This window comes from Catenulispora acidiphila DSM 44928 (genome assembly GCF_000024025.1).
Taxonomy (GTDB): Bacteria; Actinomycetota; Actinomycetes; order Streptomycetales; family Catenulisporaceae; genus Catenulispora; species Catenulispora acidiphila.
The window spans coordinates 5,604,029-5,627,642 of record NC_013131.1 but is presented as its reverse complement, the minus strand read 5'-3'; the positions used below and the strand labels follow the sequence as shown (position 1 = coordinate 5,627,642).

Below are 23,614 nucleotides of genomic sequence, written 5' to 3'. Positions count from 1 at the left end.
CTATGGCCGGTTCACTGATTGAAGGTGCCAAGCAGTCGCCGAAACGTCAAGGCTGAGTTTCCAAGGCCACATGTATGACCCCTGCTGATATCCCCATACATCCCATGTATCGGCTCTGATGCCGACGACCGGAGTCGTCGGCATCAGAGCGCTGGTGACTGGCGGGCTGGCTAACCGAGCGTCCATTGCTGGTTGCTGCCGCCGTTGCAGGCCCACAGTTCGACCAGGGCGCCGTTGGCGGTGGATGCGCCGGTGACGTCTAGGCAAAGTCCGGACTGCACTCCGGTGATGGTGCCGTTGGAGTTGAACGTCCACTGCTGGTTGCTCTGGCCGTTGCAGGGATAGATGATCACCTTGGTGCCGTTGGTCGTGCCCTTGTTGTTGGCGTCAAGGCAATCGGTGACCCCTGCGTCGGTGACGCTGATCGCGCCGGCCGAGGTGCGGGCGAAGGACTGGTTGGCCTGGCCGTTGCAGGAGTAGATCTGCAGCTGCGTGCCGCCGGTGGTGCTCGAGTTCGGCACGTCCAGGCACTTGCCCGCGCCGACCGCGTGCAGCGCGCCGCCGGGCGGCGGAGCCGGCGCCGAGTAGCCGGCGCTGGTGATGGCCGCCTGCACCGAGTTCTCGGTCGCGTCCGACGGGAAGCCGGTCGTGACCGCGCCCTCGAAGAACTCGCCCTGGCCGCCGTTGCTGTTGTCGCCGCCGGTGCCCAGTTCGACGTCCGGCTGCACCTTCATGGGGGAGTAGTTGTTCGGTAGCGCTCCCGAATACGTCGTTGTCAGACCTCCAGTGGTCGCGTCCCCGTCTTTCAGGGTGAAGTTGGACGTCCCGTTGTTCTTCTCCCAGGCGGTGACGAACGGGTGGCTCACGCCGGGGTTGTCCGCGTTGTTGGGACCGCGGTTGGTGCTGAACATGCCGTTCTCGAGGTCGGCCTCGACCCACGGGCCCGAGCCGGTGCATCCGCCGAACCAACAGGCGTTGCCCCACTCGATGGCGTTCATGGTCGCGTTGCCGTCGTCTTTGTGGTCGGTCTCGGCGCTGCCGAAGTCGAAGCAGCATTGCGAGTTGTAGTAGTTGGAGGAGGTGACCATGTAGACCCCCTCCGGCTGTGCTCCGGTGGGGACGCCGACGGTGTTGTCGATGCGGTAGCCGACGCCGGGGTGGACCTTGACGCCGAAGACCGCGTGGCCGTTGACGGTGACCGGCAGCGCCGAGGCGTCCGCGCCGACGTCCGAGCCGTTCGGTCCCGGGCCCTTCCAGAAGCCGCCCGAGGAGATCGGCATGTCGTTGTGGTGGGACGTCTGGTCGTAGATCTTCGTGATGGTGCACGAGGTGCCGGCGCAGAAGGAGACCTGCGCCGCGCCGTTGGCGTAGTCGCCGGCGGCCAGCAGGCCGACGTCCGTACGGCTGTTGTCGGACGCGCGCTGGACCTGGTACAGCGGCCCGTTGTACGACGCGAACAGCGCGCGCACGGTGCTGTACGCGGCGGCGCACGGCGTGCCGCCGCTGGCGTAGACGTCGCAGGGCAGCGACGTCGCGGCGCGCGCCTTGCCCGCTCCGACCTGGATTCCGGCCACGGCCAGGATCGCCGCGAACGCGAGCATCAGCAAGGGGCGCAGGGGTCTGCGGACCCCTGTGACGATGGATCTGAACACTGATTCACCTCCGAGATGTGATGGTGGACGAACCGATTCGATGTGAGGGCTCAGGAAGGCGGCGTCTCAGCTCAGGGTCCATTGCTGGTTGCTGCCGCCGTTGCAGGTCCACAGCTCCACCAGGGCGCCGTTGGCGGTGGATGCGCCGGTGACGTCGAGGCAGAGTCCTGATTGGACGCCGGTGATGGTGCCGTTGGAGTTGATCGTCCATTGCTGGTTGGGCTGGCCGTTGCAGGGATAGATGATCACCTTGGTGCCGTTGGTGGTTCCCTTGTTGTTGGCATCCAGGCAGTCGGTCACTCCGGCGTCGGTGACGGTGAGCTCGCTGGTGGAGTTGTGGGTGAAGGCCTGGTTGGCCTGGCCGTTGCAGGAGTAGATCTGCACCTGCGTGCCACTGGTGGTGGTCGAGTTGGGCACGTCCACGCACTTGCCTGCACCGACCGCGTGCAGCGCGCCTCCGCTCGGTGGCGGAGGAGTGGTGCTGCCGGATACGCCGGAGTTGTTGATGACCTGCTGGGCTGCCGTCGGCCAGCCTCCGCTCACCTGCGTGTTGCCGGTCAGCACGTTGTTGTGCGGGGAGCCGGTGGCGACGTTCGTCGCGCCTGAGTTGTACCAGTTGTAGGAGAAGGTGCTGTCGTTGGTGTTGTTGGTGGAGCTGGCGTTGGTGAACGCCCAGACGCCGGCGTCCTGTACGACGTTGTTCGTCAGCGTCAGGTACCGGGAGCCCTCGTCCAGGTACAGGCCGACGGTGTTCTGGTTGTCGTAGACGTAGTTGTCGTCGATCACGCCGCCGGGGTTGGCCGACAGGTTGTAGATGCTGCCGCCGTCGTGGAAGACCTTCTTGGTGCCGTGCACCTTGTTGTAGCTGACGACGGTGTTCTTCAGCGTGGTCGGGGTGGTGTAGATCGGCTGGTAGTTGTACGTGCCGCGGTTGACGTAGTCCTGGCTGCCGCCGGGGTCGTTCATGCCCCAGCCCCAGCCCACGTCGATGCCGTCGTAGGCCAGGTTCGACACCTCGTTGTGCTCGATGTCGGTGTGCGTGGCGTACGTCGACAGGATGCCGGGCATGTCCTTGTAGTCCTCGGCGACGTTGGACACCAGGTTGTTGGTGATCGTGACGTTCTGCACGGTCATCGCCGGGTTGGACGGGTGGTGCGCGTCCGGCTGCACGCCGCCGACCGCGATCCCGGCGCCGGAGTCGTCCGTGAACGTGTTGTGGTCGACGGTGACGCCGGAGGCTCCGAGCCCGACGCCCGAGGCGACCGCGTCCGCGTCGTTGCCGATGCCGAGCGCGACCTGGCCCAGGTGGGTGAAGGTGTCCCCGGTGAAGCTGATGTTCGCCGCGGCCGAGACCTGGACCGCCGCCGGTGCCTGGTTCCAGCTGTTCCGGGTGGCCTCGAACAGCTGGCACCCGGACTGGCAGGAGGTCAGGAAGTTGGACGGCTGGGAGTACTGCTTGGCCAGGAACGTGCCGGTCTGCTGGTCGGCGTAGCCGATCGAGCTGCCCGGCGTGAGCCAGGTGGTGTGCTCGAAGGCCAGGCCCTGGAACGTGATGTGCGAGACCGGAGCGCTGTAGCTGCCGCTCATCTGGATCAGCGAGGTCAGGCGGGGGAGCTCGACGTCGTGGCTGCTGGGCGACTGGCCGGAGGCGGCTTTGTAGTACAGCTGGCCGGCCTGCGGATCTATGAACCACTGCCCGGCGTTCTTGAGGAACGAGTACGAGTTCTCCAAGTACACCTGGCCGCCGGCGAAGGGCTTGGCGAGGGTGTCGTATCCCCAGTTGTTGTTGTTCCAGGCGGGCTGCTGCATCGTGATCGTGGTGCCGCTGATGCTCGACACCGGCGCGTACCGGTCGGTGAAGGAGTTCTGGCTCTCCAGCTCGATCCGGTTCTGCTCCGGCAGCGAGGCCAGGTAGTTCAGGTTCGAGTTCACGATGGTCATGCCGCCGGCGGTGATCTGCACGTCGCTGCGCGAGATCGGGACCGCGGCCCGGGGCGCGAGGGTGTTGTCCACCCACAGCTGCCGGGAGTCGGCGCCGGAGGGCACCGGCGCGGACCAGATGTTGTTCGCCGAGTCGTGCAGGGTCCAGCCGCTCACCTGCTGCCCGCCGGACAGTACCGGCGCCGCGCCGGACGCGGCCTGCCAGATGACGTTGTGTCCGTTGCTTCCGGAGTCGGCAGTGGTGAAGACCAACGGCGCGGACAGGCGGTAGGTGCCGCCGGCCAGCTGCACGACGATGTCGCCGCTCATGGACGTGTTCATCGAGCGGACCGAGGACTGCGCCTGGGTGATGGAGCACGGCGCGCCGGCCGAGCAGGCGGTTCCACTGCCCGTGGGGGAGACGTACAGCGTCGCGGCGGTCGCGGCGTGCGAGATCGCCGGCATGCCGAAGGCGGCGGCGCCGAGCGTGACGGCGGCCGCCAGGAGCGCGGGGCGGGAGCGGCCGCCGCGTCGGCGGATTCCTGGGATCACGGTCCTTCCTCTCGTGTGGGTGACGAAATGTGTCTGACTTTGATCTGTCATCAGAGTCCCAGGAGGCGGCGCCGTCAAGAGAATGAGCATGCTTATCATCAAGATTCTTTACCGCTAGCGTCTCTACCTGCGTTAAAGCGATAGCCCCAGGATTATGAGTCATACACATCGCCGACCACTGTCGGTCGAGGTGTAGGTTTTCCGGCATGGTGAGCGTGACATCGCAGGACGAGGACGGTGCCCGGGGCGGCGGCTCCTATCGGCCGGGATACGAGCTCGCGGCCGAGCGGATCCTGGAGCTCATCGCCGAGTCCGGCCTGCGGCCGGGGGACCGGATGCCGACCGAGATCGAGCTGGCGGCGCGGCTGGGCACCAGCCGGACCGTGGTCCGGGAGGCGGTCAAGATCCTCTCCGCGCTCGGCCGGGTCAGCGCGCAGAAGGGCCGCGGCCTCTACGTCGCCGACGACGAGGGGATGCTGGGCTCGGCCGGCTGGGGCGGGTTCTTCCTGCCGACCGATCTGGACCACGTCTACATGCTCTTCGAGTTCCGCCGGATCCAGGAGTCCGCCGCCGCCCGGCTGGCCGCGACCCACGCCACGCCGGCCGAGCTCCAGGTCATCGAGACCGCGGCCGAGCTGTGCCGCCAGGGCCACCTGACCGCGCGCTCGGAGCTGTTCGACCGCGGCGACGACGACTTCCACCTCGGCATCGCCGCGGCGTCGCACAACGCGTTCCTGCTCGCCGCGGTGCGGGAGGCGCGCCGGTTGCAGCGCCAGTCCAGCATCATCGGCCTGCACGGCTCGGTGGGCGGCCACGCCGCGGAGGCCGTCGCCGAGCACGCCGCGATCTACCGGGCGATCCGGGACGGCGACCCCGACGCCGCGGCGCTGGCGGCCGCCGTCCACATCGAGAACACGTTGGAGGACTACCGCCGCGAGATCCAGCGCCGGCTGTTCGGCTGACCTCGCGGCGGTCCGATCAGCCCCTCAGCTCAGGGTCCATTGCTGGTTGCTGCCGCCGTTGCAGGTCCACAGTTCGACCAGGGCGCCGTTGGCGGTGGATGCGCCGGTGACGTCGAGGCAGAGTCCTGATTGGACGCCGGTGATGGTGCCGTTGGAGTTGATCGTCCATTGCTGGTTGGGCTGGCCGTTGCAGGGATAGATGATCACCTTGGTGCCGTTGGTGGTTCCCTTGCCGTTGGCGTCCAGGCAGTCGGTGACTCCGGCGTCGGTGACGGCCAGCTCACCGGCGGAGTTGTGGGTGAAGGCCTGATTCGCCTGGCCGTCGCAGGAGTAGATCTGCACCTGCGTGCCACTGGTCGTGGTCGAGTTGGGCACGTCCACACACTTGCCCGCGCCCACCGCGTGCAGCGCGCCTCCGCTCGGCGGCGGAGGCGTGGAGCCGCCGCCCAGAGCGCTCACCGTGGAGTTGTAAGCGGGCTTGGGCTGGAAGTTCTGGTCGTACATGGTGGCCGCGCCGTAGCCGGGGAAGGTGCCCGGGATCCAGGAGTTCCCGTCGTCCACGCCCCACTGCGAGATGCCGACGCAGCGGCTGACGGCCAGGCAGTCCTTGACGATGTTCGCGTAGTCGGCGGCCTGCTGCTGGAGATTCGCCGAGCTGGCCGGAAGCTGGATGCGGTCGTCGAGCTCTGTCACCGCCACGTCCAGGCCCAGGGCTGCGAAGCGCTGCATGTTCGCCTGCATCGTCGAGGGCACCTGGCCGACGATGAAGTGGCTCTCCAAGCCGATGCCGTTCAGCGGCACGCCCTGGGACAGCAGCGACTTGGCCAGGTTGTACATGCCGTCGCTCTTGGCGTTCTCCCCTTCGATGTTGTAGTCGTTCAGGTAGAGCTTGGCGTTCGGGTCCGCGGCGTGCGCCGTGCGGATGGCGTCGGCGATGTAGTTGGTGCCCATCGCCTTGTCGAAGACGTCCTGGCGGAGGCTGCCGTCCTCGTTGAAGGGCTCGTTGACGACGTCCCAGGCGTAGAGCTTGCCCTTGTAGTGCGTCGCCTCGGTGGTGATGTGCGCTTCCATGGCGCCCTGGACCTGGTTCTGCGGCAGGCTGTTCACCCACCCCGGCAGCTGGCTGTGCCAGACCAGGTTGTGGCCGCGCACCCGGTCGTTGTGCGCCTGCGCCCAGGACAGGATCTGGTCGCCGGGACCGAAGTTGTAGGAGCCGTTCGAGGGCTCGGTGGTGTCCCACTTCATCTCGTTGCCGGGCGTCACCATGTCGAACTGGGGCCCGGCGATGTTCGTCTCCGCGCTGTTGTTCAGGTCGCCGTCGGTCAGGGCGGTGCCGAAATACCGGTTCTGTGCTTCGGCCAAGCCGCGCAAGGAGGTCGCCGCGGTGGCCGGCTGGACGGTGAGAGCCGCTGCCACGGGGATGGCCAGGACGGCTGCCGCGGTCATGGCCAGGCCGCGGGCGAGCCCGCGCCGTGCCGGGATTCTGCCAGGGATCATCTTCGGACTCCGTTGGTCGGACATCACGGGAGTGCGGCTTCGCGATGATCGGCCCGGCATCCGTGGTGGGCGAAGCTGCGACTGCTACCAAAGACCCGTCTCGGTGTGCGTGTCAAGTAACTGTGAAACTTCCGCAGTCTTCCGGAAATCGACCGCCGGCAACCAGAGAGCTCTTGACAGGACACGCAACGTGCAGCACCGTCTACCGCCGAGACCCCTCCCGCGAACGTCCACCGGGCGATCAGTGCGGGCAGGGATGTTAGCGCTAACATTTCGCCGCCGCGGACCGGCAGCCGCAGGCGTCGGAAGAACGGCGTGTTCCCCCCAGACGAGTCGCGTTCAAGGAGCTCAGATGGCACACAGCGCACGACTGTCCGACAGTCCGCCAGCTCATCACCGGCTGAGAGCGTTAACATTCCTCGCCGCGGCGGTGCTCCTCGTGGCCGGTGCTCTGGTCACGGGCATGACCAATGCCACGCCCGCCCGGGCGGCCACGCAGGGTCCCTGTGACATCTACGCCTCGGGCGGCACGCCGTGTGTGGCGGCGCACTCCACGACGCGGGCGTTGTACGGGTCCTACTCCGGCAACCTCTACCAGGTGCGCCGGTCCTCGGACAACGCCACGTCGAACATCGGTGTTCTGAGTGCGGGCGGCTTCGCCAACGCCGCGGCGCAGGACTCCTTCTGCGCCGGCACGACGTGTGTGATCACGGTGATCTACGACCAGTCCGGGCGGGGCAACAACCTCACCCAGGCGCTCGGCGGAGGCGCCGCGCCCGGCGCGGACAACCTCGCCGTCGCCACGGCTGCCCCGGTCACCTTGAGCGGGCACAAGGCCTACGGCGTGTTCATCCCGGCCGGGACCGGCTACCGGGACGACTCCACCAACGGCATCGCCACCGGCGACCAGGCCGAGGGTGAATACGCCATCTTCGACGGCACCCACTACAACGGCGGCTGCTGCTTCGACTACGGCAACGCCGAGACCAACAACAACGACGATGGCAACGGCACCATGGAAGCCATCTACTTCGGCAACATCCGCGTCTGGGGCTACGGCTCCGGAAACGGTCCGTGGATCATGGCCGACATGGAGAACGGCCTGTACTCCGGACAGAACGCCGGCTACAACGCCAACGACCCGAGCATCTCCGACCGGTTCACCACGGCGATCATCAAGGGCACCGCGAACCTGTGGGCGATCCGGGGCGGCAACGCGCAATCCGGCAGCCTGTCCACGTTCTACAGCGGCCCGCGGCCCAACGTCTCGGGCTACAACCCGATGCGCAAGCAGGGCGCGATCATCCTCGGTACCGGCGGCGACAACAGCCGCGGCTCCGACGGCACCTTCTACGAAGGCGTGATGACCTCCGGCTACCCCTCGGACGCCACCGAGAACTCCGTCCAGGCCAACATCGTCGCCGCCGGATACACCACCGGCGGCACGGGCCCATCCGGCGGCGGGCTGCACGCGGTGGGCGCCGGCAAGTGCCTGGACGTGCCGAACGCCAGCACCACCAATGGGACGCAGGTCCAGATCTACGACTGCAACGGCCAGTCGAATCAGGCCTTCACCCACACTTCTGCCGGAGCGATCACGGTCACCGACGCGGGGGTCACCGATTGCCTGGACGCCAACAACAAGGGCACCACCAACGGCACCAAGGTGATCATCTATCCCTGCAACGGCCAGAACAACCAGCAATGGACGTTCAACTCCAACGGCACCATCACCGGCGTGCAGTCCGGACTGTGCCTGGACGTCACCGGCGCATCCACCGCCAACGGCGCCCTAGTGGAGCTGTGGACCTGCAACGGCGGCACCAACCAGCAATGGACCCTCAACTGAGTCTTATCAGGGGTCTGTGAGAAGGCGCCCGGCCGGTCTCGGCCGGGCGCCGAACCGATTCGACAAGGGAAACCTCGGATGAGAGTTCGACAAGGAATGAGACGGCTCGCCGCGGCGGCCGCGGTGATGCTGGCGTTGGCCGTCCCGTCGTTCTCGCCGGCCCGCGGGCAGGCCGCCGCGGGTGAGGCGCTGAGCGTGAATTTGGCGAGCCCGACGCACTCGGCCACCGGGGTGGGGGAGGGCTTCCTGTACGGCCTGACCGTCGACGGCACACAGCCCGCCGACCAGTACCTGGAACCGCTCGGCGTCACGGCCCACCGGGGCGGCGGATGGTATTCCGGCGGCTGGATCAAGGACGGCTACCAGTACGGCTCGGCCTCGCAGGCCGACGTGGCCTCGATCATCGCCCAGGCGCGCCGGCTGACCCAGCCGCCGTATCACGCGCAGTACCAGGTGCTCATGACCGACATCTACGGTCTGAACGGCGGCCAGCCCTCGAACACGCGCTACCCCTGCGACAACGGCGACTGCTCGAACTGGGCCTCGTTCATCGACTCCACGGTCGGCGCGCTGCAGGCCTCGGGAGTGAAGTTCGCCTTCGACATCGACAACGAGCCGGACATCTCGGTCTTCTGGACCCGGGGTGTGAACAGCACGCAGTACTTCCAGATGTGGGACACCGCCTATCGGGAGATCCGGCGGGTCGCCCCGAACGCGCAGATCGTCGGACCGTCCTTCGCGTACACCCCGCAGAGCCGGGCGAGCCAGTGGCAGACGTGGCTGGCCCACGTGAAGGCGGCCGGAACCGTCCCGGACATGATCACCAACCACGACGAGGGCGACGTCGACGACCCGGTCGCGGTGTCCCAGGCGCTCAACAGCGTGGTATCGGCGGCGGGGCTGAGCCCGATCCCGCTGTCGGCTAACGAGTACCAGCCGGCCGACCGGCAGACCGCCGGCGTGACCGCGTGGTACCTGGCGCGCTTCGCCCAATCCGGGTACACCAACGCGATGCGCGGCAACTGGCAGTGCTGTATCTCGCCGAACCTGACCGGGGTCATCGATCCGAACGCCAGCGGCGGTGCGGCCTACACCGGCAACTGGTGGGCGATGCGGGCCTACGCGGACCTGACGGGTTCGCTGGTCTCCACCTCCGGCCAGGTGGGCTCGACGGCGATCTCCGCGGCGGAGGACAGCAGCCGTCGGCGCGCGGTGGCCGTGGTCGGTGATGCCAACGGCTATACCGGCGCGGCGTCAGTGGCCTTCACCGGCTTCTCATCGGTGCCCTGGCTGGCGAACAACGGCACCGCCGAAGCGGTCGTCTATCGGATCCCGGACCAGTCCGGGCTCACCGCACCGCAGGTGGTCTCCGATCAGATCGTGAACGTCTCCGGCGGATCGGTGACGCTGCCGCTCAATTTCCAGGCCGCGCACGACGCCTTCGCGGTCTACCTGCTGCCCGGCTACGCGCAGGGCTTCACCAGCAGCGTGGTCAACCAGGGCGACAACCTGTGCATGGAGAACCCCGCCTTCACCACCGTGGCTTCGGCACAGTTCGACCAGGGAGCGTGCGGGGCGGGCGCCGACCAGCAGTTCCAGTTCGTCCCGACCTCGGCCGGCAGCAGCACGTACTTCGTCCGTCCGATGACGCCCGGTGATTGTGTGGGAGTCGCGGGCAGTTCGACGTCCGCGGGCGCGGCGGTGACGCAGAATCCGTGCGGCTATGGCACCGACCAACAGTTCACCCTCCGCTCCGTGGCCACCGGCGTCTACCAGGTGGTCAACCAGAACTCAGGGCTCTGCGTCGTCCCCAACGGCGGCGGCACGGCGTCGGGGACCGGGCTGGTCCAAGCCGCTTGCAGCACCGCGGGCTCGGGGGAGTGGAAGATCCAGCAGGGCCAGACGACCGGCTTTCCCAGCGGCTACCACCAGTTCGTCATCGGGAGCAACAGCCTGTGCCTGGACGTCTACGGTGCCAGCGGCGCCGGCGGCGCTGCGATCGATCAGTGGACCTGCAACAGCCAGACCAACCAGCAGTTCCAGTTCGTGCCCGTCTCCGGCGGGTACGGCGAGCTTCAGGCTCGGAACTCCGGTGACGACGTGACGGTGTCCGGCGGCTCCACCACCGCGGGACAGCCGGACATCGTGCAGCAGAGCCCGAACGGCGCGGCGAGCAGTCTGTGGCTTCCGGTCCGGCAGTCCGACGGCGGCTATGCGTTCCAGAACCAGGGCAGCGGCCTGTGCCTGGACGTCTACGGCGCCAGCAGCAGCCTGGGCCAGCAACTCGACCAGTGGCAGTGCAAGAACGCCTCGGGAAGCAACCAGGACTTCACCGTCCGCTGAAATCTGTAACTGTTTTGCCGCAAATCCGTGGCGGGGCGAATCGGGCGCTGATGCCGGAGCTTCTACGGCAACCGTAGACTTCGGCTCAGCGTACCGATTCGACCTGCCGCGGAGGGCCATGGATATCGGAGAGATCGCGCGCCGTGCGGGGGTGGCGCGCAGCACCGTGTCGTATGCGCTCAGCGGGAAACGGCCGGTCTCGGTGGAGACGCGGCGGCGGATTCAGCTGGTCATCGACGAGCTGGATTACCGCCCCAATGCTTCGGCGCGCGCGTTGAAGGAGGGGCGGACTCGCACGGTCGGGCTGGTGATCCCGCCCGCCGGGGCACGGTTGACGTCCATGCAGTTGGATTTCGTCGGCAGCGTTGTGGAGGCTGCGGCGCGAGTGGACCTCGATGTGCTGCTTTCCCCGTCCGGCGGCGACGGCGACCGCTCGTTCGAGCGTCTGATCAGCGGTCGGCGGGTGGACGGGGTCATCCTGATGGAGATCCTCATGGAGGATCCCCGAGTCACGCGAGTCGCGCAGAGCGGGGTGCCGTTCGTGACCATCGGGCGCATCCGCGATCCCGACGCGACGTGGTGGGTGGACATGGATTACGCGCCGCCGGTCGGCCGCTGCGTCGATCACCTCGCCGACCTCGGTCACCGGCACATCGCGCTCGTCAACCGCTCGACCGCGTTGGTGAGCGCCGGTTATGGTCCGGCACTGCGGGCGAGCGAAGGGTTCGCGGAGGCCGTCGGCCGACGCGAGGTCACCGGTTCGGAGTTCTGCTGTGAGGACGACGTCGCCGGCGGCGAGCGCTGCGTGGCGGAGATTCTGGCCTCGCGCCCCAGCACGACCGCGATCGTGACGGTCAATGAGGCGGCGTTGCCGGGCGTGCAGCGTGCGCTGGAGCGCGCGGGCCATGAGATCCCGAGGACGTTCTCCGTCGCCGGGGTCGCGGCGGATCAGTGGGCTGAGGAGTTCCATCCGCCGCTGACCGCCGCCGACGTCCCGTCGCTGGCGATGGGCACCGCTGCCGTGGAACTGCTCGCCGAGCGCATCGCCGACCCGGACGCTCCTGCCCGGCACCGCCTGTTCGCGCCGACGCTTTCGTTCCGGGACAGCACCGGGTCGGCGCCGCGGCCGTCGGCGCGGCCGGCGTTCTTGAGCCCGGCCGCGCCGAGGCGGTTCCGGGAAGCAGCCGCGGACTGAAAGTCGGCACTGCTCCCCTAGCCACCGTCCCCCTAGTCTTGGACCTTGCCTCCGGTGACGCGGGAGATGACCAGCGCGACGAGGATGATCGTGCCGTTCAGCGCGCCGATCCACTGCGCCGGCACGCCGCCGAGCGTCAGGACGTTCTGGATGAGGAACAGCAGCAGGACGCCGGTGAAGGCGCCGAACATGCTGCCCTTGCCGCCGTTGAGGCTGATCCCGCCGATGACGGCCGCGGCGAAGACGGTGAAGATGTCGCCGTTGCCCTGCGCCGAGGCCACGGAGGCCAGGCGTCCGGACAGCAGCAGACCGGCCAGGGCGGCCAGCAGGCTCGCGGTGACCAGGACCGTCCACAGCACGCGGTCGGTGCGGATGCCGGCGGCCTTGGCCGCGTCGATGTTGCCGCCGATGGCGTACAGGGAGCGGCCGAAGCCGGTCCAGCCGAGGATGACGATGCCGATCGCGAACAGGATCAGCGTGACCCAGACCGAGGCCGGGACCCCGAACCACTCGGTGGTGCCCAGATAGAGCATCGAGCCCGGCAGGTTGAAGAACGTCTTGCCGCCGGAGATCCCGGTGAGCAGGCCGCGCAGCACGATCAGCATGCCGAGGGTGACGATGAAGCCGTTGAGCCCGAACCGGATGATGAGCAGGGCGTTGACGGCGCCGATCGCGGCGCCCACCGCGAGGGCGACCGGTACCGCCCAGCCGCCGGGCAGCAGTCCCAGGCCGCCGCCGGCGCCCTTGGGCACGGTGAGCCAGGCCGCGACGCCGGGCGCCAGGCCCATGGTCGACTCCAGCGACAGGTCCATCCGCTTGACGATCAGCACCAGCGTCTCGGCCAGGACCAGGACGGCGATCTCCGACATGGTCTGCAGGACGTTGATGAGGTTGTCCCTCTGCAGGAAGACCGGGTTGACGATCTGCCCGATGACGGCGATGACGACGATCGCCGGGATCAGCGCGAAGTCGCGCAGCCGTGCCACGGCGATCCGCCGCGGGTACGGCGCCGCCGGCGGACCGACTCCCTCGGCCGCGGGCGCGGTCGTGGTCTCAGGCATCGGATCCGGTCCCTTCTGCCATTCCTGCTCCCATCCCTGCTCCCATCCCTTCCATGGCGGCCACCAGCGCGTGGTCGTGCCAGCCGCGCTCCATCTCGGCCACCGTCCGCCCGCCGAACATCACCACGACGCGGTCGCACCCGCGCAGGTCGTCCAGTTCGTCGGAGGCGATCAGGACGCCGGTGCCGCGCGCGGCGGTCTCCTCGACCTTGTCGAGCAGGAACTCCTTGGACCGCACATCCACGCCGGCGGTCGGGGTGATCAGCACCAGCAGCGCGGGATCGGAGGCCAGCGCGCGGGCCATGACCACCTTCTGCTGGTTGCCGCCGGACAGCCCGGACACGTTCTGTCCGGGTCCGGAGGTCTTGATGGCCAGGTTCTCGATCTGCGCGGCGGCCAGGGCGTCGCGGCGCCGGTGGTCGATGAACCCCGAGCGGCCGAGCCGTTCGGTGACGGTGAGGGTGCCGTTGTCCGCCACGGACATCTCCGGGACGTAGCCCTGGTGGTGCCGGTCCTGGGGCACGAAGCCGACGCCGGCGGCCAGGGCGGAGCGGACGCTGCCGGGCCGGGGGCGCCGTCCGCGGACGGTGAGCTGTCCGCTCGTCGCGGCGCGCAGGCCGACCACGGTCTCGGCGACCTCGGTCCGGCCGCTGCTCGCGGCGCCGGCCAGCCCGACGATCTCGCCGGCACGCACGGTGAGCCAGACGTCGTCGTAGGCGCCGGCCGCGGACAGGCCGGTCAGGGACAACGCGTCCCCGGCTCCGGCTCCGGCTCCGTCCCCGGCTCCGTCGGCGGAGGGATCGGTCTGCAAGCGGCGCGGGTGCGCCGCGCGCTCGGCCCGGGCCGCCTCGCCGGTCATCGCCGCGACCAGGTCGGCGCGCGGCACCTCGGCCACCGGGGCGGTGAGGATGTGCCGGGCGTCGCGGAAGACGGTCACGGTGTCGCAGATCTCGTAGACCTCCTCCAGATGGTGGCTGATGAACAGGAAGGTGACCCCCTGCTCCTGCAGCTCGCGGATCCGGTCGAACAGCCGGGTGATCGCCGCGCCGTCGAGCTGGGCGGTGGGTTCGTCCAGGACGATGAAGCGGGCGCCGAAGGACAGCGCCCGGGCGATCTCCACGAACTGCCGCTGCTCGACGCTCAGGCCGGCGGCGGCGGCGCCGGCGTCGACGTCCACCGACCAGGTCGCCAGCAGGTCCCGGGCCCGGCGGTGCACGGTGCGCCAGCTGATCAGGCCGCGGCGGCGGTCGTGCCGGTTCAGGAACAGGTTCTCCGCGACCGTCAGCTGGCCGATGATCGTCGACTTCTGATACACGCAGGCGACCCGCTGCCGCCAGGCGTCCCGGTCGGCGAGGCGGGGCGCGTCTTGTCCGTCGAAGGTGATCGTCCCCTCGTCCGGGGCTTGCAGCCCGGTCAGGACCGAGACCAGCGTGGATTTCCCGGCGCCGTTGCGGCCGACGAGAGCGTGGGTCTGTCCCGGCTCGACGGTGATGTGCGCGGCGTGCAGCGCCACCGTCGACCCGAAGCGCTTGGTGACGTCCGTCGCCTGGACGACGGGCGGGATGGTGGTCATGATGCTCCGCCTGCCTTCCCGATCAGCCGAGGTGGTTGCCCCACAGCGAGGTGTCGGTGCTCTTCAGGCTCGCGATGCCGCCGTATGCGCCGCCGTCGGCGGTGACCAGCGGGGCGGAGAGCTGGTCCTCCAGCAGGCCCGCGCGGACCTGGATGATGGTGCTGTCGTGGTCGGTCGGGCCCGGCTTGAAGGTCTTGCCCTGCACCGCGGCCTGGATATAGAACAGCGCGTACTTGGCGTACAGGTCCGCGGGCTGCGACACGGTGGCGTCGATCTTGCCGGCCGCGATGTCCTTCAGCTCTTCGGGGATGCCGTCGTTGGAGACGACGAACACGTGCTTGGGGTCGCTCGGCGGAGCCATCAGGCCCTTCTGCTGGAGCAGCTGAAGCGTGCCGGACAACGCGAAGCTGGATTCCATGTAGACGCCCTTGACGTCCGGGTGCGCCGTGAGGTCGGTCTGCAGTTTCTGCGCCGCGGTGGCGGCGTCCCAGTTGGTGGCCTCGCCGTAGACCGTGATGCCGGGGAAGCTCTGCTTCATGCAGGCGTTGAACGCGTCGGTGCGGTCGCGGCCGTTGATCGAGGACAGGTCGCCCTCCAGCATGACCACCGAGCCCTTGCCGGACAGCTTCGTGCCGAGGAACTGGCACGCCTTGGTGCCGTAGGCGCGGTTGTCGGCGCGCACCACCATGTAGACCGAGCCGGTGTCGGGCCGGGTGTCGACCGAGACCACCGGGATCTTCTTGGCGGCGAGCTGGCTGAGCGTGGGCGCGATCGCCGCGGTGTCCTGCGGCGCCATGACCACGCCCTTGACGCCCTCGGCCATGAACGCCTGCGCGTTCGCGGCGAGCTTGGCGACGTCGTTCTGCGAGTTGCTGGTCTTGATCGACAGGCCGAGCTGGGAGGCGAACTGCGGGGTGTACTGGATGTAGGAGTTCCAGAAGTCGGTGTCCGAACGCGGGTAGTCCACGCCGACGACCGCTTTGCCGCCGCTACTGTTCTTGCTGCTGGAGCACGCCGTCAGCGCGCTGACGGACAGAACCGCCGCGGTACCCGCGGCCAGGAGCCTGAATCTCATGGTGCTGCCTTCCTCGTTGATGATGGATGGGCACGTGCACGGTCAGGCGGCCATACCGGTCCACACCGGTCCGTCGGGATAGCGGTGCCGGGCGACGGATTCCGGGTACATCTCCGCGCTCAGCCCGGGGGCGGTCGGCGCCAAGTAGTGTCCGTCCCGGATCCGCACGGGGTCGGTGAAGTGCTCGTGCAGGTGGTCGACGTACTCGATGACGCGGCCGTCGGTGCCGCCGCTGACCGCGACGTAGTCGAACATCGCCAGGTGCTGGACCATCTCGCACAGCCCGACCCCGCCGGCGTGCGGGCACACCGGCACTTTGTACTTCGCGGCCAGGAGCAGGATCGCGACGTTCTCGGTGACCCCGGCGGTCCGGCTGGCGTCCAGCTGTAGGACGTCCAGCGAACCGGCCTGGAGCATCTGCTTGAACATCACCTGGTTGTGGACGTGTTCGCCGGTGGCGACTTTCAGCGGCGAGATCGCGCGCCGGATGGTCGCGTGGCCGAGGATCTCGTCGGGGGAGGTCGGCTCCTCGATCCAGTAGGGGTCGTAGGGCGCGAGTTGGCGCATCCACAAGATCGCCTCCTGGACGCCCCACGCCTGGTTGGCGTCCAGGGCGATCCGGATGTCCGGGCCGACGGCCTCGCGCGCCAGGCGCAGCCGCCGCACGTCGTCCGCGAGATCGGCGCCGACTTTCAGCTTGATCTGCGGGAAGCCCTCGGCGACCGCCTCCTTGGCCAGCCGGACCAGCTTCTCGTCGGAGTAGCCGAGCCAGCCAGGCGTCGTGGTGTAGGCGGGCACGCCGTGGGCCAGCAGGCGGGCCGTGCGCTCGGCGCGTCCGGGCTCGGCGCGGCGCAGGATCTCCAGCGCCTCGTCGCGGGTCAGCGCGTCGTGCAGGTAGCGGAAGTCGACCAGGTCCACCAACTGCTCGGGGGAGAGCTCGGACAGCAGCTGCCAGACCGGCTTGCCGGCGCGGCGTCCGTGCAGGTCCCAGACGGCGTTGACGACCGCGGCGGCGGCCATGTGGATGACGCCCTTGTTCGGGCCCAGCCACCGCAGCTGGCTGTCGCCGGTCAGCCGCTGGGAGAAGGCGCGCGGGTCGGCCAGGACCTCCTCCACCGGCAGGCCGACGACCAGCGGAGTCAGGGCCCGTACGGCGGCGACCTCGACGTCGTTGCCCCGGCCGACGGTGAAGGCCAGACCGTACCCGGCTCCGCCGCCGCTGGTCCGGATCGTCACGTACGCGGCCGAGTAGTCGGGTTCGGGGTTCATGGCGTCCGAGCCGTCGAGATGCAGGGAAGTGGGGAACCGCACATCGGCCGCCTCGACAGCGGTGATGATCTCGGGGGAGGGCGCGGCGTGCTCGGAGCCGGAAGACATGGGATGTATTTACCGCCGACAATCGGGTCCCGTCTAGAGGCTGCGCGAGAAAACTGCAAACTGGTGGTATCACAAGCTGGTGATGCTGATAAGCCAGAAGGGCGGTTATCGCCCCGGACGTCCCATGTCCTTCCCGGACATGGGATGTCACTGTTACGCTGCCGCCCATGTCCCTGTCCGACAAGGCGATCACCCGTATCCGAGAGCTCATCCAGTCCGGCCAGCTGCCCCCCGGATCCCGGCTCCCTCCGGAGCAGCAGCTCGCCGCCGAACTGGGCCTGTCCCGGAACCTGACCCGCGAGGCGGTCAAGGCGCTGGTGGTGGCCCGGGTGCTGGAGATCCGGCGCGGCGACGGAACCTATGTGACCAGCCTGGAGCCGGCGGTCCTGCTCGAGGGCCTCGGCTCGGCCGTCGAGCTGCTGCAGGGCGACACCCAGCTGGAGCTCGCCGAGGTGCGCAGACTCTTCGAGCCGGTCGCCACCGGCGTGGCGGCCGTGCGGATCACCGCCGCCGAACTCGCCGAGGTCCAGGGCCACCTGGCGGCGATGTACGCCGCCAAGGACGACGTCGAGCTGTTGAACCAGCACGACGCGGCGTTCCACCGCGCCGTGATCGCCGCGACCGGCAACCAGACCCTCACCTCCCTGCTGGAGGGCATCTCCCAGCGGACCGTGCGGGCCCGGGTCTGGCGCGGCATGGTCGACGACGCCGTCGCCGACAGCACCGTCGCCGAGCACCAGGCGATCTACGACGCGCTCGCCACCGGCGACTCCGCGCTCGCCCACGCCGCGGCGCTCATGCACATCAGCAGTACCGAGAAGTGGTTCCGGGACCACCTCGCCGGCTCCGAGGACGAGACATGAGACTCCTGCGCATCGGACCCCCCGGCGCCGAGCGCCCCGCGATGATCGCGGCGGACGGCGAGGTCTACGACCTCAGGGCCCTGACCGCCGACATCGACGGCGGCTTCCTGGCCGGCGACGGTATATCCCGCGCACATGCCGCGCAGGAGCGCGGAGAGCTCCCGGCGCTGGACATCACCGGACAGCGCATCGGCGCTCCGGTGGCCCGCCCCGGGAAGGTCGTGTGCATCGGTCTGAACTACCGCGACCACGCCGCCGAGACCGCGACCCCGCCACCGGCCGAACCGGTGGTGTTCATGAAGGCCGCCAACACCGTCGTCGGACCCGACGACGAGGTCCTCGTCCCGCGCGGGAGCGTCAAGACCGACTACGAGATCGAACTCGCCGTCGTCATCGGCCAGACCGCCCGCTACCTGGACACCCTCGCCGACGCCCACTCCGTCATCGCCGGATACACCGTCGCCGACGACGTCTCCGAGCGGGAGTTCCAGCACGAGCGCGGCGGCCAGTGGGACAAGGGCAAGTCTTGTGAGACCTTCAACCCGCTGGGTCCGTGGCTGGTCACGCCGGAGGAGGTGGGCGACCCGCAGAACCTGGCGATGCGGCTGTGGGTCAACGGCGAGCTCCGGCAGGACGGCCGCACCAAGGACATGATCTTCAGCGTGTTCCACGTCGTGTGGTACCTGAGCCAGTTCATGGTGCTGGAGCCCGGCGACGTCATCAACACCGGCACTCCCGCCGGGGTCGCCTTCGGCGCCAACGACTTCCCGTACCTGAGCCCCGGCGACGTCGTCGAAGCCGAGATCGAAGCCCTGGGGCGCCAGCGGCATATCGTCGGGCGCGCCTGATGCCCCGCATCGACGCGCACCACCACCTGTGGAAGCTGGCCGACCGGCCGCAGGCCTGGCTCGACGGACCCGGCACGGCCGCCATCCGCCGCGACTTCACCCTCGCCGACCTGCGCGCCGAGACCACCGCGGCCAAGATCGACCACACGATCCTGATCCAGGTCCTGCCCGACCTGGACGAGACCTGGGACTTCCTGGCGCTCGCCGCCGGCTCCGACCTCGTCGCCGGGGTGGTCGGCTGGGCGGATCTGACCGCGCCGGTGATCCCCGACGTCCTGGCGGCGCTGCGCGGCGTGCGCGGCGGCGACAAGCTCCTCGGCGTCCGGCACCTCGTCCAGGGCGAGCCGGATCCGGCGTGGCTGAACCGTCCCGACGTCCGGCGCGGACTGAAGGCGCTCGCCGAGGCCGACCTGGTCTACGACCTGCTGACCGTGCCGCATCAGCTCCCTGCCGCGATCGACACCGTGCGCGCCCTGCCGGAGCTGACGTTCGTGCTGGACCACCTGTCCAAACCGCCGATCGCCTCGGGGGACACCGAGCCGTGGGCCTCGCGGATCCGGGAGCTGGCCGCCGAGCCGAACGTCTTCTGCAAGCTGTCCGGCATGGTCACCGAAGCCGACCGCGATACCTGGCGCATCGACGATCTGCGTCCGTACGCCGACACCGTGCTCGAGGCCTTCGGCCCGTCCCGGGTGATGTTCGGCTCCGACTGGCCGGTCTGCCTGCTCGCCGCGACCTATGACGAAGCCTGTCATGTCGCCGAGTCGCTGACCGCGCACCTCGGCTCCGAAGAACGGGCCGACGTCTTCGGCGGCACCGCCGTCCGCGCCTACGGGCTGGCGGCGGAGCCGGAATGAGAATCCGGCTCGCCTACGGCGAATCCGGCCTCGACATCGAGGTGGACCCCGCCGTCACCACGGTCGTCGAGCCCGTCCACCACGAGGTGGCCGCCGACCAGGCAGCCGTCCTGCGGGCCGCGCTGCGCGATCCGGTCGCCGGACCGCCGCTGCGCGAGCGCGTGCGCCCCGGCCAGACCGTCGCCATCTCAGCCTGCGACGGCACCCGGCCGCAGCCCCGGCATCTGATGATCCCGGCGATCCTCGCCGAACTGGACGGCGTGGTCCGCCTGGACGACATCGTGATCCTGGTCGCCACCGGCACCCACCGCGGCAACAGCGACGCCGAACTGCGGCGCATGTTCGGCGGCGAGGTCGTGGACAGCGTGCGCATCGTCAACCACGACGCCCGCGATCGGCGGCGACTCGCCTGGATGGGTACCTTCGGCGCCGGGGTCCCGGTGTGGCTGAACCGGGAATGGACCGAGGCCGACGTCCGGATCACCACCGGCTTCGTCGAGCCGCACTTCTTCGCCGGGTTCTCCGGCGGGCCCAAGCTGGTCGCCCCGGGACTGGCCGCGCTGGAGACGGTCCTGGTCCTGCACGACGCCTCCCGCATCGGCGACCCCCGCGCCACCTGGGGCGTCATCCACGGCAACCCCGTCCACGACGACGTGCGCGCCATCGCCGAGGCCACCGGCGTGACCTTCGCCTTCGACGTGGTCCTCAACCGCGGGCAGGAGGTCGTCGCGGCGTTCGGCGGCGATCTGCTCCCGATGCACGCCGCCGCCACCGCACTCGCGCGCCGGATCGCGATGCGCGAGGTCGGGGCGCCGTTCGACGTCGTGGTCACCACCAACTCCGGCTTCCCGCTTGATCAGAACCTCTACCAGGCGGTGAAGGGCATGTCCGCGGCCTACCAGGTCCTCAAGCCGGGCGGCGTGATCGTCTGCGCCGCCGAGTGCCGCGACGGCTTCCCGGACCACGGTTCCTACCGCGAGGTCCTGGCCTCGGCGGCGTCGCCGCGCGCGCTGCTCGAGGCCATCAGCGCCCGGACCGAGACCGTGCCCGACCAGTGGCAGGTGCAGATCCAAGCGCGGATCCAGGCGGCGAGCCGCGTCGTGATGCACACGTCCCACCTCAGCGACGCCGATCTTGCCGCAGCGCATCTGGAACAGACCGCTGACATCTCCGCCACCGTCGCCGAGGCGCTCGCCGCCGCGGGACCGGCGGCGCGGCTGTGCGTGCTGCCGGAGGGTCCGCAGACCATTCCCTATCTCGCCGGCAGGGCTCTGTGACCGACCCGGAGCCCCGGATCCTCGATCTCGGCTTCGCCCGGCTCGATCTCGGCCGCGAGCACCGCCAAGGGCTGCCGGAGGTCGTCTACGGACCGGGCAAGACCGCGGAGCAGATCGCCGCCATCGTGACGGCGCTGATGGCGAACAACACCGGTCCGGTGCTGGCCACCCGCGTCGCGCCGGACGTCGCCGAAGCCGTCCTGGCCCAGGTGGCCGGCGGGCACTATCAGCCAGAATCAAGGCTGCTCTGCTGGCGGCCGGCGAGCGGGCGAGACTTCGGCGTCGCGGTGGTCGCCGCCGGGACGTCCGACCGTCCCGTCGCCGCGGAGGCGGCCGCGGTCGCCGCCGCGATCGGGCTGCGGGTGAGCGCCGTCCACGACGTCGGCGTCGCCGGACTCGACCGGATCCTGCAGGTCCGTGACCAGCTCAGCGCTCAGGACGCCGTGATCGTCGTCGCCGGCATGGAGGGCGCGCTGGCCAGCGTGGTCGGCGGCCTGGTGCACTGCCCGGTGATCGCGGTCCCGACCTCCACCGGCTACGGCGCGGCCCTGGAAGGGGTCACCGCGCTGCTGGCGATGCTCACCTCCTGCGCGGCCGGGATCACCGTGGTCAACATCGACTCCGGATTCGGCGCCGCCATGGCCGCCCACCGGCTCGCCCGCGTACTCGAGGACCGCCGGTGATCTGCTGGATCAACCCCTTCACCGGCCTGGCCGGGGACATGCTGCTCGCCGCCCTCCTGGACGCCGGCGCCCCGCTGGAGCAGGTTCGGACCGCCGTCGCGGCCACCGGCCTGACCGGCTGGGAGCTGACCGCCGAGCGCGTCAGCGACCACGGTCTGACCGGTACCCGCGTCCGCGTCCGCGTCACCGACCACGCCGCCGAACGCCGGGCCGCCGAGCTCATCGCGCTGGCCTCGGCGGCCACGCCGCCACCGGTGGCGGCGCGCGCCGTCGCCGCGCTGCGGGCGATCGCAGAGGTCGAAGCACGCATCCACGGCGCCGATCCGGCCGCCGTCCATCTGCACGAGCTGGGCGGCCACGACACCGTCGTGGACATCGTCGGCGTCGCGGCCGCGATGCACGCGCTCGGGGTCGACGACGTGGTGTGTGCGCCGCTCCCGCTGGGCACGGGGCGGGTCAGGAGCGCGCACGGCTTGATCCCGGCTCCGGCTCCGGCGACGCTCGCACTGCTCGCCGGTGCCGTGGTCGTGGGGACCGACCTGCCCGGGGAGACTGTGACGCCGACCGGCGCGGCACTGCTGCGCGCGCTGAACGCACGCTTCGACCCGGTTCCGGCGATGACGGTGCGCGCCACCGGCTACGGCTTCGGGACCCGCCGTCTGCCCGACCGTCCCAACGTCGTCGCCGTGACCTTCGGCGAGCGGCAGCGGGGCGGAGGCGGTGGCGACGGTGAGACCGTGACCGTTTTGGAGACCAATCTGGATGACGTGACCGGCGAGGTCCTCGGCCACGTCATCGCCCGCTCGCTGGAAGCCGGGGCGCTCGACGCGTGGGCGACCCCCGCGGTGATGAAGAAGGGGCGCCCCGGGCACGTCCTGCACCTCTTGGTCGAGCAGCAGGACTGCGACGCCCTCCAGGAGCTGCTGTTCGCCGAGACCGGCACCCTCGGGGTCCGCCGCGCCACCGTGGATCGCACGGTCCTGCCACGGCACTTCGAGACAGTCCACGTCGACGGCGTCCCGGTCAGCGTGAAGCACGGCCCGTACGGCGCCAAACCCGAGCACGACGACCTCGTCGCCGCCGCCGGCCGGCTCGGGCTCCCGCTGCGTGCCGTCGCCGAACGGGCGATGCGTCTTTCCTCAGGGAGCACCCCATGAACGCCGCGGACAGACTGCTCGACATCATCGGCGGTTATGGCCGCCTCGCGGTCGCCTACTCCGGCGGCGCCGACTCAGCCCTCGTCCTCGCCGCCGCAGCCAGGGCGCTCGGACCCGGCGACGTCCTGGCGGTCACCGCGGTCTCCGAGAGCCTTGCCGCCGGCGAACTCGCCCCGGCTCAGGCGTTCGCACACTCGCTAGGCGTGCAGCACCTGACGCCCCGCACCCACGAACTGCGCCGCGCCGACTACCGCGCCAACGGCCCGGACCGCTGCTACTTCTGCAAATCCGAGGTGCTGGACACCATCGTCGCCCTCGCCGCCGAGCACGGCCTCGACCAGGTCGCCACCGGCACCAACGCCGACGACGCCGTCGATCCGTTCCGTCCGGGGATCGCCGCCGGCCGCGAACGCGGCATCCGTACTCCGCTGCTGGACGCCGAACTGAGCAAAGCAGAGGTCCGCGAGATCAGCCGGACGTGGTCGCTGCCCACCTGGGACAAGCCCGCGACGCCGTGCCTGGCCAGCCGCATCCGCCACGGCGTCGAAGTCACGCCGTACCGCCTGGCGCGCGTGGACCGCGCCGAGACCGCGGTGCGCGCGGTGCTGGAGGCAGCGCGGATTCCGGTCACGGACCTGCGCGTGCGCGACCTGGGCACGGCGGCGCGCGTCGAGGTGCCCGCCGCCGACGTCCAGGCCGTCGCGGCGCTGCCCGGAATCCGAGGGGCGGTCGAGGCGGCGGGGTTCCTCGCCGGGGACGTCGAGGTCAGCGCCTTCCGCTCGGGACGGCTCCATCTGTAGTCGAAGCGCAGTCGAAGCGCTTCGAGCGATATTCGCGAACATTGCGCGGCCGTTCGATGACGGATTCTTTACC

General features: G+C 69.7%; 18 protein-coding genes. 11 read left to right on the top strand and 7 right to left on the bottom strand.

Annotation, left to right across the window (positions count from 1 at the left end; genetic code table 11):
• Positions 1-170: 170 nt before the first annotated feature.
• Together CACI_RS24395 and CACI_RS54365 are read right to left on the bottom strand one after the other, a co-directional pair.
• Positions 171-1,601 carry an arabinofuranosidase catalytic domain-containing protein gene (locus CACI_RS24395; RefSeq protein ID WP_049872075.1) on the bottom strand — a complete coding sequence of 477 codons (1,431 nt, stop codon included), beginning with the start codon at positions 1,599-1,601 and terminating at the stop codon, positions 171-173.
• Between the two features lie 117 nt (positions 1,602-1,718).
• On the bottom strand, positions 1,719-4,124 hold the full coding sequence (locus CACI_RS54365) for a right-handed parallel beta-helix repeat-containing protein (protein WP_015793519.1): 2,406 nt from the start codon (positions 4,122-4,124) through the stop codon (positions 1,719-1,721).
• Positions 4,125-4,330: 206 nt separating this feature from the next.
• On the opposite strand from CACI_RS54365, the gene CACI_RS24385 reads away from it, so the two are divergent.
• On the top strand, positions 4,331-5,086 hold the full coding sequence (locus CACI_RS24385; protein ID WP_015793518.1) for a FadR/GntR family transcriptional regulator: 756 nt from the start codon (positions 4,331-4,333) through the stop codon (positions 5,084-5,086).
• A 24-nt stretch (positions 5,087-5,110) separates the two neighbouring features.
• Here CACI_RS24385 and CACI_RS24380 read toward each other — a convergent pair whose 3' ends face one another.
• Entirely contained in the window at positions 5,111-6,583 is a 1,473-nt protein-coding gene (locus tag CACI_RS24380; RefSeq protein ID WP_015793517.1) for an endo-1,4-beta-xylanase, read from the bottom strand.
• Positions 6,584-6,935: 352 nt separating this feature from the next.
• Here CACI_RS24380 and CACI_RS24375 point away from each other — a divergent pair, with 352 nt between their 5' ends.
• The 3 genes from CACI_RS24375 (at position 6,936) to CACI_RS24365 (ending at position 11,970) form a co-directional block, all read left to right on the top strand.
• Complete coding sequence (locus CACI_RS24375) at positions 6,936-8,432, top strand: arabinofuranosidase catalytic domain-containing protein (protein WP_015793516.1); 1,497 nt, start codon at positions 6,936-6,938, stop codon at positions 8,430-8,432.
• Between the two features lie 78 nt (positions 8,433-8,510).
• Positions 8,511-10,775 carry an RICIN domain-containing protein gene (locus CACI_RS24370; RefSeq protein ID WP_143765374.1) on the top strand — a complete coding sequence of 755 codons (2,265 nt, stop codon included), beginning with the start codon at positions 8,511-8,513 and terminating at the stop codon, positions 10,773-10,775.
• 118 nt (positions 10,776-10,893) lie between these two features.
• Positions 10,894-11,970, top strand: coding sequence for a LacI family DNA-binding transcriptional regulator (locus tag CACI_RS24365; RefSeq protein ID WP_015793514.1), 1,077 nt, complete (start codon positions 10,894-10,896; stop codon positions 11,968-11,970).
• Between the two features lie 32 nt (positions 11,971-12,002).
• On the opposite strand, the gene CACI_RS24360 is transcribed toward CACI_RS24365, so the two are convergent.
• Genes CACI_RS24360 through CACI_RS24345 form a run of 4 tightly spaced genes read right to left on the bottom strand, consistent with a single transcriptional unit; the run spans position 12,003 to position 17,056 of the window.
• Positions 12,003-13,031 carry an ABC transporter permease gene (locus tag CACI_RS24360; protein ID WP_015793513.1) on the bottom strand — a complete coding sequence of 343 codons (1,029 nt, stop codon included), beginning with the start codon at positions 13,029-13,031 and terminating at the stop codon, positions 12,003-12,005.
• Positions 13,024-14,604, bottom strand: a complete 1,581-nt coding sequence (locus CACI_RS24355) for a sugar ABC transporter ATP-binding protein (RefSeq protein ID WP_015793512.1) — start codon at positions 14,602-14,604, stop codon at positions 13,024-13,026. Before CACI_RS24355 ends, CACI_RS24360 begins: the two co-directional genes overlap by 8 nt.
• 22 nt (positions 14,605-14,626) lie before the next feature.
• Complete coding sequence (locus CACI_RS24350; protein WP_015793511.1) at positions 14,627-15,679, bottom strand: sugar ABC transporter substrate-binding protein; 1,053 nt, start codon at positions 15,677-15,679, stop codon at positions 14,627-14,629.
• Between the two features lie 42 nt (positions 15,680-15,721).
• A complete protein-coding gene (locus tag CACI_RS24345) occupies positions 15,722-17,056 on the bottom strand; it encodes an enolase C-terminal domain-like protein (RefSeq protein ID WP_015793510.1) in 1,335 nt (444 codons plus the stop codon).
• Positions 17,057-17,223: 167 nt separating this feature from the next.
• On the opposite strand from CACI_RS24345, the gene CACI_RS24340 reads away from it, so the two are divergent.
• Genes CACI_RS24340 through larE form a run of 7 tightly spaced genes read left to right on the top strand, consistent with a single transcriptional unit; the run spans position 17,224 to position 23,541 of the window.
• Positions 17,224-17,919, top strand: a complete 696-nt coding sequence (locus CACI_RS24340; protein ID WP_015793509.1) for a FadR/GntR family transcriptional regulator — start codon at positions 17,224-17,226, stop codon at positions 17,917-17,919.
• On the top strand, positions 17,916-18,767 hold the full coding sequence (locus CACI_RS24335) for a fumarylacetoacetate hydrolase family protein (protein WP_015793508.1): 852 nt from the start codon (positions 17,916-17,918) through the stop codon (positions 18,765-18,767). The genes CACI_RS24340 and CACI_RS24335 overlap by 4 nt, the downstream gene beginning before the upstream one ends.
• A complete protein-coding gene (locus CACI_RS24330; RefSeq protein WP_015793507.1) occupies positions 18,767-19,624 on the top strand; it encodes an amidohydrolase family protein in 858 nt (285 codons plus the stop codon). The genes CACI_RS24335 and CACI_RS24330 overlap by 1 nt, the downstream gene beginning before the upstream one ends.
• Positions 19,621-20,901, top strand: a complete 1,281-nt coding sequence (larA, locus tag CACI_RS24325; protein WP_015793506.1) for a nickel-dependent lactate racemase — start codon at positions 19,621-19,623, stop codon at positions 20,899-20,901. Before CACI_RS24330 ends, larA begins: the two co-directional genes overlap by 4 nt.
• Positions 20,898-21,584: a nickel pincer cofactor biosynthesis protein LarB gene (gene larB, locus CACI_RS24320; protein ID WP_015793505.1), complete on the top strand. Its 687-nt coding sequence runs from the start codon at positions 20,898-20,900 to the stop codon at positions 21,582-21,584. Before larA ends, larB begins: the two co-directional genes overlap by 4 nt.
• On the top strand, positions 21,581-22,741 hold the full coding sequence (gene larC, locus CACI_RS24315) for a nickel pincer cofactor biosynthesis protein LarC (protein ID WP_015793504.1): 1,161 nt from the start codon (positions 21,581-21,583) through the stop codon (positions 22,739-22,741). Before larB ends, larC begins: the two co-directional genes overlap by 4 nt.
• Complete coding sequence (larE, locus tag CACI_RS24310) at positions 22,738-23,541, top strand: ATP-dependent sacrificial sulfur transferase LarE (RefSeq protein ID WP_015793503.1); 804 nt, start codon at positions 22,738-22,740, stop codon at positions 23,539-23,541. Before larC ends, larE begins: the two co-directional genes overlap by 4 nt.
• Positions 23,542-23,614: the final 73 nt, after the last annotated feature.

Bases quoted from the DNA above. Each gene is read 5' to 3' on its own strand.
- larA (WP_015793506.1), top strand. From the start codon at position 19,621: ATGAGAATCCGGCTCGCCTACGGCGAATCCGGCCTCGACATCGAGGTG.
- larE (WP_015793503.1), top strand. From the start codon at position 22,738: ATGAACGCCGCGGACAGACTGCTCGACATCATCGGCGGTTATGGCCGC.
- CACI_RS24380 (WP_015793517.1), bottom strand. From the start codon at position 6,583: ATGATCCCTGGCAGAATCCCGGCACGGCGCGGGCTCGCCCGCGGCCTG.
- CACI_RS24355 (WP_015793512.1), bottom strand. From the start codon at position 14,604: ATGACCACCATCCCGCCCGTCGTCCAGGCGACGGACGTCACCAAGCGC.
- CACI_RS24350 (WP_015793511.1), bottom strand. From the start codon at position 15,679: ATGAGATTCAGGCTCCTGGCCGCGGGTACCGCGGCGGTTCTGTCCGTC.
- CACI_RS24360 (WP_015793513.1), bottom strand. From the start codon at position 13,031: ATGCCTGAGACCACGACCGCGCCCGCGGCCGAGGGAGTCGGTCCGCCG.
- CACI_RS24375 (WP_015793516.1), top strand. From the start codon at position 6,936: ATGGCACACAGCGCACGACTGTCCGACAGTCCGCCAGCTCATCACCGG.
- CACI_RS24385 (WP_015793518.1), top strand. From the start codon at position 4,331: ATGGTGAGCGTGACATCGCAGGACGAGGACGGTGCCCGGGGCGGCGGC.
- CACI_RS24335 (WP_015793508.1), top strand. From the start codon at position 17,916: ATGAGACTCCTGCGCATCGGACCCCCCGGCGCCGAGCGCCCCGCGATG.
- CACI_RS24330 (WP_015793507.1), top strand. From the start codon at position 18,767: ATGCCCCGCATCGACGCGCACCACCACCTGTGGAAGCTGGCCGACCGG.
- CACI_RS24395 (WP_049872075.1), bottom strand. From the start codon at position 1,601: ATGCTCGCGTTCGCGGCGATCCTGGCCGTGGCCGGAATCCAGGTCGGA.
- CACI_RS24345 (WP_015793510.1), bottom strand. From the start codon at position 17,056: ATGTCTTCCGGCTCCGAGCACGCCGCGCCCTCCCCCGAGATCATCACC.
- CACI_RS24370 (WP_143765374.1), top strand. From the start codon at position 8,511: ATGAGAGTTCGACAAGGAATGAGACGGCTCGCCGCGGCGGCCGCGGTG.
- CACI_RS24340 (WP_015793509.1), top strand. From the start codon at position 17,224: ATGTCCCTGTCCGACAAGGCGATCACCCGTATCCGAGAGCTCATCCAG.
- CACI_RS24365 (WP_015793514.1), top strand. From the start codon at position 10,894: ATGGATATCGGAGAGATCGCGCGCCGTGCGGGGGTGGCGCGCAGCACC.